The sequence below is a fragment of the Enterocloster alcoholdehydrogenati genome (genome assembly GCF_013282095.1).
Classification (GTDB): domain Bacteria; phylum Bacillota; class Clostridia; order Lachnospirales; family Lachnospiraceae; genus Enterocloster; species Enterocloster alcoholdehydrogenati.
Map to the genome: position 1 here is coordinate 99,543 of NZ_BLTJ01000003.1, position 11,655 is coordinate 111,197.

Annotated in this window: 10 protein-coding genes; 9 read left to right on the forward strand and 1 reads right to left on the reverse strand. The window is 52.6% G+C overall.

Annotation, left to right across the window (positions count from 1 at the left end; translation table 11 throughout):
• The first annotated feature begins 189 nt into the window (after positions 1–189).
• Positions 190–1,686: an oligosaccharide flippase family protein gene (locus tag HW447_RS04510; RefSeq protein ID WP_176254143.1), complete on the forward strand. Its 1,497-nt coding sequence runs from the start codon at positions 190–192 to the stop codon at positions 1,684–1,686.
• A 44-nt stretch (positions 1,687–1,730) separates the two neighbouring features.
• Positions 1,731–2,687 (forward strand): LicD family protein, encoded by a 957-nt coding sequence (locus HW447_RS04515; protein WP_176254144.1) that lies wholly within the window; start codon positions 1,731–1,733, stop codon positions 2,685–2,687.
• Between the two features lie 13 nt (positions 2,688–2,700).
• Here the strand turns inward: HW447_RS04515 and HW447_RS04520 are convergent, their stop codons facing one another.
• Entirely contained in the window at positions 2,701–4,191 is a 1,491-nt protein-coding gene (locus HW447_RS04520) for a L,D-transpeptidase (protein WP_176254145.1), read from the reverse strand.
• A gap of 186 nt (positions 4,192–4,377) precedes the next feature.
• Here HW447_RS04520 and HW447_RS04525 point away from each other — a divergent pair, with 186 nt between their 5' ends.
• Genes HW447_RS04525 through HW447_RS04555 form a run of 7 tightly spaced genes read left to right on the forward strand, consistent with a single transcriptional unit; the run spans position 4,378 to position 11,619 of the window.
• Positions 4,378–5,388 (forward strand): glycosyltransferase family 8 protein, encoded by a 1,011-nt coding sequence (locus HW447_RS04525; RefSeq protein WP_176254146.1) that lies wholly within the window; start codon positions 4,378–4,380, stop codon positions 5,386–5,388.
• Between the two features lie 7 nt (positions 5,389–5,395).
• Entirely contained in the window at positions 5,396–6,370 is a 975-nt protein-coding gene (locus HW447_RS04530; protein ID WP_176254147.1) for a glycosyltransferase family 2 protein, read from the forward strand.
• A 5-nt stretch (positions 6,371–6,375) separates the two neighbouring features.
• Positions 6,376–7,065, forward strand: a complete 690-nt coding sequence (locus HW447_RS04535; protein WP_176254148.1) for a glycosyltransferase family 2 protein — start codon at positions 6,376–6,378, stop codon at positions 7,063–7,065.
• Between the two features lie 25 nt (positions 7,066–7,090).
• Positions 7,091–8,386, forward strand: coding sequence for a lipopolysaccharide biosynthesis protein (locus HW447_RS04540; RefSeq protein WP_176254149.1), 1,296 nt, complete (start codon positions 7,091–7,093; stop codon positions 8,384–8,386).
• A gap of 38 nt (positions 8,387–8,424) precedes the next feature.
• Entirely contained in the window at positions 8,425–9,405 is a 981-nt protein-coding gene (locus tag HW447_RS04545) for a glycosyltransferase family 2 protein (protein ID WP_176254150.1), read from the forward strand.
• Between the two features lie 26 nt (positions 9,406–9,431).
• A complete protein-coding gene (locus HW447_RS04550) occupies positions 9,432–9,881 on the forward strand; it encodes a DUF2304 domain-containing protein (protein ID WP_176254151.1) in 450 nt (149 codons plus the stop codon).
• Positions 9,874–11,619, forward strand: a complete 1,746-nt coding sequence (locus HW447_RS04555) for a DUF2142 domain-containing protein (RefSeq protein ID WP_243176203.1) — start codon at positions 9,874–9,876, stop codon at positions 11,617–11,619. Before HW447_RS04550 ends, HW447_RS04555 begins: the two co-directional genes overlap by 8 nt.
• Positions 11,620–11,655 lie beyond the last annotated feature (36 nt).

The window sequence follows — 11,655 nt, forward strand, 5'->3', positions numbered from 1 at the left end:
CTCCTTCCATGATCCGAGGATCCTGTTATGGTTCTGATTATAAGTCATTTGGGAAGGGATGTCAAACTTTGTAAGGCCGCATTGCGCCCGGGCCGGGAATATGCTACAATCATCAGAAAGCATTGGCGGCAGCGGCCCGAAGCACCGGTGACGGCAGCCATTTTTTACAGAAAACGGAGCAGATTCAATATGAGTAAAAATAAGGAGGGCAGAAGCAAAAGTATGCCCAGTATCCGCAAAAACTATACCTACAACCTGATCTACCAGATCATGACGCTTCTCACGCCCTTTATCACTACGCCCTATCTGTCCAGGGTGCTGGGGCCGGATGGTACTGGCATCCAAAGCTACACCAATTCTGTGGTCCAGTATTTCGCCATTGCGGCGGCTCTTGGAACCGCTTCCTACGGACAGAGGGAGATTGCCCGCAGCCGGGATGACAAAGAGGCCCTTGGATGCCTGTTCTGGGAGATAGAGCTGCTTTGCGCAGGCACTACGGCCCTGTGCCTGATCTGCTGGATGGGCGTGATCGGCTTTTCAAAGGAGTACGCCCCCTATTACGGAGCGCTGTCCATGACCCTGATTGCCGTGGCTTTTGATATCTCTTGGTTTTTCGGGGGCCTGGAGCAGTACGGCCTGATTGTTGTGAGAAATATGGCGGTAAAATGCGTCGGTATTGCCATGCTCTTTCTCTTTATCCGCACAAAAAACGACCTCCTTTTATATGTATCCCTTACGGCTGTCACCGGACTATTGGGAAATATTTCCATGTGGGGATATCTAAGGCAGTTTGTGGGGAAACCGGACATCAGCCAGCTCCGCCCTTTCAGGCATCTGAAGGAGACGTTTGTGTATTTCATCCCTACCATTGCCACATCCGTCTATACGATTCTTGACAAGACCATGCTTGGATGGTTTACAGGACAGGATAAGTCCCAGAACGGCTACTATGAGTATGCCACCGGTTTTGTCAATATGTCAAAGATTCTGATTATGTCTTTTAACGCCGTTATGTCTGCCCGTATGTCCTATCTGTTCGGGGCCGGGAGGATAGCAGAGATACAAGAGAGGATCCAGGGTTCCATGGATTTTGTGCTTTTTCTGGCGGTTCCCATCACCCTGGGCCTGGCAGGAATCGCAGGGGACTTTGTGCCATGGTTTTTAGGAGCCGAGTATCGGCCTGTGATCTCTCTTATGTACGTCTGCGCGCCCCTGGTATTCGTTGTGGGCCTGAGTGACTGCGTGGGAAGCCAGATCCTTACTCCCGGCGGTATGCGGGCCCAGAGCAGCAGGGTCATTGTAGCAGGTGCGGGAGTTAATTTTCTTTTGAATTTAGTTCTGATCCCACGATTTTTGGCCTCTGGAGCAGCAGCGGCTTCTGTTATTGCTGAATGCTTCATTACCATTTTCTATCTATGGCTTGGACGGGGCTTTGTAAAACCTTCCATGATATGGAAATATGGCTGGAGACGCCTGCTTGCGGGCCTGGCCATGCTGGGTGCTGTCCTGGGGCTGGGAAATGCTCTTGAAACGGCAGCAGGAACCGGTCCGGCAGTGACCTTTGCACAGATTATCGGCGGGGCGGTGGTCTATGGGCTGAGTCTTCTCCTTCTTAAAGACCCGTTTATATGGAAATGGGCGCAAATGATCCTGTGCCGTCTTTCGGGACGGCAGCGGGGGGAGTAAGACCTCTTTCGAGCCGTATTCGGATGATAGGGTGATACGTTTGTATGAAAATCAGTGAAAACAGGAGCGACCGATTCATGGAAGAAGAGATATTTTATAAAGAAGAAATGCGCTGCGGCTGGAAGGTAGATCAAAAGACAAAGAGAGTCTGGGCCGTGCAGCTGGAAATGCTGGATGAGGTAGAACGCATCTGTAAAAAACATGGCTTAAAATACTTTGCCGACAGCGGCACCCTGATCGGTGCAGTCCGCCATCAGGGCTATATCCCCTGGGATGATGACATTGACCTGGTGATGCTGCGGGAAGATTACGAGGCATTTATCCGCATTGCCCCAGGGGAGCTGCGAAAGCCGCTGGCGCTGCAGACCCCCTATGCAGAGAAGAATTATCTGCGCGCCCATGCGCAGATTCGCAACAGCCAGACCACCGGATGCAGCAAGGAGGACCGAAAGGCCGGATATAACTGCGGTATCTTTATTGATATTTTCCCGCTGGACGCCATGCCTGAGGGAAAACTTGCCTCCCGACTTTGGGCGTATTCCGTCCAGACCCTGTGGACGATCCTGTATACCTGGTATCGTTTTGATTACTATGACAATGCGACTGTATTTGGAAGGCTGCTGCACCAGCTGGGAAATCTGCTTCACATCCCCATGGAGCGTTCTTTTGCAGTGTATGAAAGGCTTTGCCGCTGTTTTAACGGGAAAAATACCAGCCGCGTCTGCGATACGGTCTTTATCCGCCAGCTGGAAAAAAATACATGGAACCGCCAGTGGTTTGAGAAAATGGTCTATCTTCCATTTGAAAACCGCATGATTCCTGCTCCCGCCGGCTATGACGGACGGCTGAGACAGGAGTACGGCGATTATATGAAACCGGCCCAGGCTCCCACCATGCACGGAACGCTTCTCCTGGACCCGGATATCCCCTATGAGGAATACCGCAGAAGGGGATGGAAGAAAAAAGAGCAGGGCTGCCGGGAAAGCAGCTCTGCCCTTTGAGCAGGATTTATGTTTATTGTCCGTTTTCCGGCACATTTACATCTGTAGGATCGTAGGTCTGTGTCTCCGGTATCATCTTCTGGATAGCGGGACGGTCGAAGGGGCCTGGAACATCGGAGTTGTATACGTTGACAGTGGTTCCAAGGGCGCAGTGGTCAAAAATCCATTTTGCATCCTCGGTGGTGTAGCGGATACAGCCGTGGGACGGGGTAGCTCCCAGGTAATTGTAGGTTGACGGTTTCAGGGTGTAGGGATTCGGCTTCTCGTAGATAACAGAGTGGAGCAGAATCGGGATTCCCTTATCAAGACGGGTGCAGTACTGGCAGTATTCATCCGTGTTCATCAGCCGCCAGCGGTATTTCTCAGGGGTTTTGTGATCTCCCAGAGGCGTGTCGTCGCCGGTGGAGCAGAGGAAGGTCTTGTAGGGGATGATAAAGCCGTTTGCACCGTCCTGGATATAAACGGTGGTGCAGTTCATCTGCTTGTTGATCCTGATCAGGAAGGGACCCTGGGAATTTAAGTAAGGCTCTAAGTCCTGCACCAGCTTTCCGTTCCCTTCAAAGTAATACTTATAGCCGTCTATGTACTGCCAGCCTGTGACGATGGCGTTGTCCACCACATAGTAGCGGTCTCTGTCATTCCATACCCAGCCAGTAAAAAGATCTCCGGTTCCGTTGCTGAATACGGGTGTGCCGTTTACAAACTGGATGCCGTCGGGCGCGGCGGATACAAGAGGCGCGTCCATTTTGTATACGGCGCCTTCGGTGCCTTTTCCCCAGAGAGAGAACCGCAGCCCCGTGATATAGCGTCCGCGGGCCATGGCGCCATTGGTGCCGCCGTTTTTAGACCAGTCGCAGGCTGTTCCGTCGGAGAGGGTAGCACAGTAGTATACGTCAAAGCTGTTTCCGAATACGCCGTTTAAACGGATCTGCACAGCCTCGATGGGACAGTCGGCCGCCCAGGTGGTGTGACCGCCGTTCATGGCCCAGTTGCTCCAGCCGCGGTTAGCGCTGTAGGTGCGGTAGAGCACGTCTCCCGGCAGGTTATTGGCGTAGATGGACATACTGATAAAGCCGCCCTCTCCGGGAAGGATAGTGGTGTCATCCCGGATGGGATCGGTCCAGGTCATATCCGGCCGGAGAAGCTGTACCTGCAAAAAGGCCTGATTGGCAGAAACCTGAGAGGACTCCTGTGTCTGGCTCTCCTGGGCCTGCCCGTTGGTCTCGCTGCCTGTCTGTGTCTGGCCGGACTGATCATCGCCGGAAGCCTGGGACTCTCCCTGTCCGTCCCCCTGGCTGTCTGCTCCTGTATCCGGCGTTACGATCACACCGGGACCGGCATTGGTGGTATCGCCGGACACTCCGGGAGCTTCCTGGGAAACCTCCGCAGGCTTTGTGACGCCGGGGCCGCCGGATTCCTGGTCTGCCAGAGCCGCCAAGGAGCTGCCGGCAATCAGGGAAGCCGTCAGGATTCCAAAAGCCATATATCGAAAGGATCGCTGCATGATAAAAACCTCCTGAATAGGTAATAGAGCGCTTTCACAGCGCAGTGCAGCGGATAAACGCGAGGCTGCACTCCAAAATAATTTAACATATTTAAAGGAAAAATTCCATATATGATTTACTTTTTTAAGCTCTTATTGTAAAATCGTAAATAAAATGACCGGAGAATGTAAGAAACAGGTGATAATATGTCAGGGAAAGAACGCGGGATCAACATCATATATGCCTCTAACGACGGATATGCAGGCCATCTGGCCGCTTCCCTCTGTTCCCTTTTAGACAACAACCGCCAGGCAGAGTCCATTGATATCTACCTTCTGTCTGTGGGAATGTGCGGGGAATATCAGGAGCGTTTAAAGGATCTGGCCGCCTCCTTCGGCCGCCGCCTGTTTTCGGTGGAACTGGGAGATCTGAAGGCTCGTTTTCCCTACAAGATAGACACAAGGGGATTTGACATCAGCGCCATGGGACGCCTGTTTGCACCGCAGGTCCTTCCGGTTTCAGTGGAACGGGCGCTGTATCTGGACTGCGACACCATCGTCTGCGGATCTATTTTGCCGCTGTATGAGACAAAGCTTAAGGGCTGTCTTGCGGGAATGGTGATGGAGCCTACGGTGTACCGGGAGATGAAGGAGACTATCGGCATGAGGCCGGAGGAGCCTTACTTTAATTCCGGTATGATCCTTATGGATCTTAAGGGCTGGCGCAGGGAAGGCGTGGTTGAGAAGCTGCTTGACTTTTACGGCGCACACGCCGGAAACCTTTTTGCCTGTGACCAGGACACTATAAACGGCGCATTAAAGGGGAGGATCCTCTCTGTTTCGCCCAGGTATAATTTCTTTACCAATTACCGCTATTTTAGCTATGAAACACTGGAACGCCTATGCCTGGCCTATAAGATGGTGGGGAGGGAGGAGTTTCAGGCGGCAAAGCGTTCTCCGGCGGTGATCCATTATCTGGGGGATGAGAGACCCTGGATCAGGGGAAACCACAATCATTACAAACCATTATATAAGTATTATCTGTCAAAGACGCCCTGGAGGGATTTACCCCCTGCAGAGGGGAAATTCCTCTATATGCAGCTTTGGTGGTGCTTTAACCAGATGACAAGAGTCTGCCCCGGGCTGCGCCTTGCCATCAGCAGAAAGCTGGGGATGCGGGTGATCGACGCCAGAAAGACAAGAAAGGAAAGAAAGTAAGTTTACAATGGAAAGTGACACGGACAGGGATAAGATCTGCTGTATTATTTTAAACTATAATGATGCCAAAACCGCCATGGGGCTGGCAGAGGAACTCAAAGGCAGCCGCCTGATTGACGATATTCTCCTGGTGGATAACTGCTCCACCGATGATTCCTGGGAGCGGTTTAAGGCGCTGGAGCTTGACTGGAAAAAAGAGGAAAAACAGGATGCGCTGGTTCCCAGCCTGTGGCTGATCCGAACCTCTGAAAACGGGGGATATGGAAGCGGCAATCAGGCTGGAATCGATTACGCCATGGAGTATCTGGAGCCTGATTATATCATCATCGCAAACCCGGATATCCATGTGACTGACCGCTGCATCAAGCGGCTGCATCAGGTGCTGGAGACGGAAGAGGACGGAGCGGTGGCCTCGGCCATTGTGACGGATACAGAGGGCAATGAGCTGTTTTCCTATTGGGATCTTCTGCCTATGTGGAAGGATCTTTTTGATACGGCTCCGGTATTGAGACGGGTGTTCGCGCCTGTTTTAAAGACCCCGTTAAAGGAGCTGCCGGCAGGCACAGATAAGGATGCCAGGATCGTAGGCGCGCTGCCTGGGTCTTTTTTTATGATAAAGACCGGATGCTTTACGCCGGGGGATTTGGAGGAACTCTTTGACCGAAACATTTTCCTGTATTATGAAGAAAAGGTACTGGGGCAGAAATTAAAGGCCCTGGGACTGAAGGCATACCTGGCTACGGATGCCAGATACGTCCACGCCCACTCTGTATCCATTGACAGGAGCTATAAAAAGGCGGCGGACAGACAGAGGCTGCTTCATGAAAGTAAGCTGTATTATTATAAAAATTATCTCGGCCAGAGCTCTGCTGCGCTGACGGCTGCCAGGCTTTTTCTGGACGCGGTTCTTTTTGAGGTACGGTTCCTTACGGGAGTGCTGGGACTGAAGCCGAATAATAAGCATTTCAGAAAACGAGGTTGACACAGATGGATAAGGTGCTGCTTGTAATACCGGCATATAATGAGGAACAGAATATCGAACGGGTGGTGGACCAGCTGACCGATCAGTTTCCGGAATTTGACTATATCGTAGTCAATGACGGGTCAAAGGATCAGACGGCGGCTATCTGCAGGCGGAGGGGCTACCGCCTTTTGGATCTTCCGGTGAATCTGGGACTGGCGGGCTGTTTTCAGGCAGGGATGAAATACGCATGGGAAAAGGGCTACCGCTATGCCATCCAGTTTGACGGCGATGGGCAGCACCGGCCTGAATTTATCAAGGCTATGCGGGAGAAGATGGATCAGGGCTATGACATTGTGATCGGCTCCCGGTTCGTGACCGTGCCAAAGGGCTGGTCGCCCCGTATGATCGGAAGCCGGATTATCGGCGGCGCCATCCGCCTGACTACTGGGGCGAGGATTTGCGATCCCACCTCAGGGATGCGCCTTTTTAACCGGAAAATGATTGGTGAATTTGCCCTGAATCTGAACTATGGGCCGGAGCCGGATACCATTTCCTTTCTGATCCATCAGGGAGCCAGGGTAGCAGAGGTTCAGGTGACCATTGACGACCGGACGGCGGGTGAGAGCTATCTGAAGCCCGTTACGGCAATAAAATACATGGCGCGGATGCTGCTTTCTATCCTGGTTGTGCAGAATTTCAGAAAACGGCAGTAGACGGCACAGGAAGGGATAAAGGGAAATGACGGGAATGACAAAAGCCCTTCTTTACAAGGGAGATAATTTAAACCGGGCCAATATGGCGTGGAATATAGCGGGCAGCTTTGTATACGCCTTTGCCAGCATGGTTCTGTCCTTTCTGGTGATCCGGCTGGCAGGTGAAGAGCAGGGAGGAATCTTTTCCTTCGGCTTTTCCACTCTGGGGCAGCAGCTGTTTCTGGTGGCCTACTTTGGCATTCGCCCCTACCAGATCACGGATGGAAACGGGGAATATACCTTCGGGGACTACCGCAGGCACCGGAATGTGACCTGCCTTATGGCCCTGGCGGCCGGAGCCGTGTTCCTTCTGCTGCGTCATGGGGCCTATATGGGGGGGATCGGAGACTATGATGAAAAAAAATGCGCCATCCTGTTTCTTCTGGTGATCTATAAGGTGGTGGACGGGTATGCGGATGTGTATGAATCAGAATTTCAGCGTCAGGGCAGTCTGTATCTTACAGGAAAATCCAATTTTTTCCGAACAATTTTTTCTGTGGCTGTTTTTACTGTAACGCTGGCAGTCTTTGATCAGCTGATTTTTGCCTGTACGGCGGCGGTGGCAGCCCAGATAGGGGGAGTGGCCCTGTTTGATCTGGACGTGATCCGCGCCCTTCCAGGCATGAAATGGGAAACCCAAAAAGGACGGTGCGTGAAGCTGTTTCGCAGCACCGGTTTTCTGTTTGTATCCGTTTTCCTTGATTTTTATATTTTCTCCTCGGCCAAGTATGCCATTGACGCCAGGATGAATAATGCGGCGTCCGGTTATTTTAACTTGATTTTTATGCCTACCTCTGTTATCTATATGGTAGCGAATTTCGTGATCCGCCCTTATCTGACCACTCTGACCGGGCTGTGGGTAAAGGGAGAAAAGAAATCTTTTAAGGAGACGCTTTTAAGGATCGGCATGGTGATCGGAGCGCTGACCGTTTTGGCGGTGGGAGGGACTCTGATTCTTGGAAAATGGGTTCTTTCAGTGATGGAGGGGATCATGGGCGGAGAACCCGGAGTTCTGACCGCCTATTTTTGGGCGTTTGCGGGTATTGTACTGGGAGGCGGTTTTTATGCCCTGGCTAATCTCATGTACTATGCCCTGGTAATCATGCGCAGGCAGAAGGCGGTATTTTTTGTATATGCGGCAGGGGCCGCGGCTGCGGCCGTACTGTCAGGCGCTTTTGTGGGCGCCTTTGGCATCAACGGAGCGGCTCTTTGCTATGTAGTGCTGATGGGGGGATTATGCTTGGGCTTTGGTCTGTGCACGGCTAAGGGCCTGAGCCGATGACGGCTGTGAAAGCGGAGAGGTAAAAGGAGAGAGCGCCGATGGAAGAATGGTTTAGGAAAAATGAGACGGGCCGCCGCTTAAAGGTGGATGTGGTGATCCCCGCCTACAAGCCGGGAAAGAAATTTTCCAGGCTTTTGAAAATGCTGGAGCGTCAGACCTGGCCAGTGGGAAAGGTCATTGTGATGAATACGGAAAAGTCCTTCTGGAATGACCATGGCTTTGAGGGAATTGGGAATCTGGAGGTCCACCATCTGACCAAGGAGGAGTTTGATCATGGAGATACCAGAAACCGGGGAATGAAGCTCAGCCGGGCAGATATCGTGGTGTTTATGACGGACGACGCAGTTCCGGCGGATGAGCATCTCATCGAAGAGCTGGTAAAGGCATTTGCTCAGAGAGGGCCGGAGGGCGAGGCGGTGATTATGGCATATGCAAGGCAGCTGCCGGATAAGGACTGCGCCCTTGCGGAGCGGTATACCCGTTCGTTTAACTACCCGGAGGAGAGCTGTGTTAAGACAAAGGCAGATTTAAAACGTCTGGGAATCAAGACCTTTTTTGCGTCCAATGTGTGCTGCGCCTATGACAGGGAGAAATTCTGGTTCCAGGGAGGATTTATACGCAGAACCATTTTCAATGAGGATATGATCTTTGCAGGCAGGGCGGTGCTCCAGGATGATTATGCGGTGGCTTATGCGGCAGAGGCCAGGGTGATCCATTCTCACAACTACAACTGCAGACAGCAGTTTAAGCGAAATTTTGATCTTGCGGTGTCTCAGGCGGATCACCCAGAAATATTTAACGGTATCCGGTCAGAGAGCGAAGGTATCCGGCTGGTGAAATCCACGGCCCGTTTTCTAATACGTCAGAAGAAGCCCTGGCTGGTGCCGGGACTGGTGGTAAAAAGCGGGTTTAAGTATCTGGGATACCGCGCTGGAAAATGTTACCGTCTGCTGCCGGGGTGGATGATCCTTAAGTGTACCATGAACCGGGAATACTGGAAAAAACAGCCGGTGCGCTAGGCAGGCTTAGAAAGCGGGGTTTTACTATGATGACAGGTATGCTGCGGGTAATGCTGATCCTGGTATCCGTATTTACCATGGCATTTATGATGCGAAAGATACGGCAGGCAAAGATGGAGATCGAGGCGGCACTGTTCTGGACCGCCATGGCTTTAATGCTGGTAGTATTTGCCGTTTTTCCGTCAGTGGCGGATCTGTGCGCAAGGCTTCTGGGGATTTATTCTACCGCAAACTTTCTTTTCCTTTTTATGATTTTCCTGCTGATTGTGAAGCTGTTCGGCATAACGGTGCAGCTTTCCCAGCTCGAAACCCGCCAGAGGGAGCTGGTGCAGAAGCTTGCCCTTGAGAAACGCATGGAGGAGGAAATGCGTCGGGAGTGCATGGAGGCGTCAGAGAAAGCGCCGAAACAGGAGGAACCTGTGAGGGCGCTGACAGAGGCAAATGACCCGGCGGAGCAGGTACGGCGGCATGAATAAAATGGAAAAAAAAGGAAAAAATATGAGCCTGCAAGACGTCGGCACAGCGCAGGCAGATGTGGCTGGCGGGAAAGAGAAAAACAGCCTGTATGCCCGCTGGGGCTGGCTTGCCGGGCCGCTGGTCATAGCCGCACTGTGTTTGTGGCATGGACTGGATGTGGAAAATTCGGTGACGGAAACGGGAGAGCGCTGGCTGTACGGGTGGTACGCAGGGCTGGCGGTGCTGGCGCTGGCAGTGACGGCAGGTCTGGGGATAGAGCTTTTCATCCGCAGGAAAATGAAGCTGGAAACGCTGTTTGTGGTTTCTGTGGCCGCACTGGGACTGATCTATACGCTGGTGCTTCCGCCACTTTCGGCTCCTGATGAGGTAAGCCACTATATCAGTGCCTATGAGCTGTCCAGCCGGCTGATGGGCCGTGAGGCGGTGAATGAAAACGGGCTGATTCGGATTCGGGCAGAGGATGCCTGGCTGGAGGATGTAAACGATGTGCTGGCCGACGATGGGACGCAAACCGGGAACGGAAATGATGCCGTGATCCTGGGGCAGGAGCTGACAGAGGGGACGTATCAAAGGCTTCACGAGGAGATAACAGGAGCAGATGGATATAAGGAGCCGGAGACGTATCAGGCGGGAGCAGCAAAGCCTGCAGACATGGCCAACGATACGGCCGTTTCCTACCAGCCATCCGTCCGCACCACCCCCCTTGCTTATCTGCCTCAGGCGCTGGGGTTTACTCTTGCAAGAGTGCTTGGCCTGGGAAGCCTGGGCCTTTTGTATATGGGGCGGCTTTTTAATCTGGCATTTTTCGCCGCAGCAGGCCGTCAGACCTTAAAGCGTCTCCCCTTTGGAAAGACGGTGGTTTTCGGCGTATATCTGCTGCCGATGAACCTGCACCTGGTATCCTCACTGTCATATGATGTGCTGATCACGGCCCTCTGCGGTTATTTTACGGCTCTGTCTCTGGATCTGGCTTATCGGGCCAGGCGTGTGCGGCTTAAAGATGTGGCTTTGCTGGCTCTGACCCTGGCGGTCATGGGGCCCTGCAAAATGGTCTATGGTGTGATCGCAGGTCTTTGCCTTCTGATCCCTGTAAGGAAATTTGGCGGCTGGGGCCGGTGGCTGGGATCTGCCGCCGCGGTACTGGGAGCGTTTCTGTGCGCCATGGCTGCAGTTAATCTGGGAACTGTGTCTATGTATACAAAAGCAGAGGACAGTTATATTGCCTGGGCGGGAGAGACAGGGTATACCTTTGCGGAACTGCTTCACCGCCCCGTCCATGTACTCAAGCTGTGCTACGATACCTTTGTATGGAAGGGAACCCAGCTGTTTGAGGGGATGATCGGCGGTTCGCTGGGGAATCAGGATCCGGTTTTAAATACCCCTGCGGCTGTTATCCTGGCGCTTACAGCTATTTTAGTGATCCTGGCCTTAAAAAAGCCAGAAGAGACTGTACAGATGAAGGCAGGAGACCGGATCTGGATCGGTTGTCTGGCTGTTTTAGTGCTGGGCGCGCTGATGTTTTCCATGCTTCTTGCCTGGACACCCAGAAGCGCTTCCATGATCGAAGGCGTTCAGGGGCGATATCTCCTTCCCGTACTTCCGGCGTTGCTTCTTACCATAAAAAATAACCGGGTGGTCCGAACAGGAAACGATGACCGGGGACTGCTTTATGGAATCATGGCAATGGACGTATATGTGGCGGTGCGCATTTTTGCAGTGGTGTGTCTGCGGCTGTAGAGGCGCATCTGCGCCTGGGGATAAGAGAATGCAGGG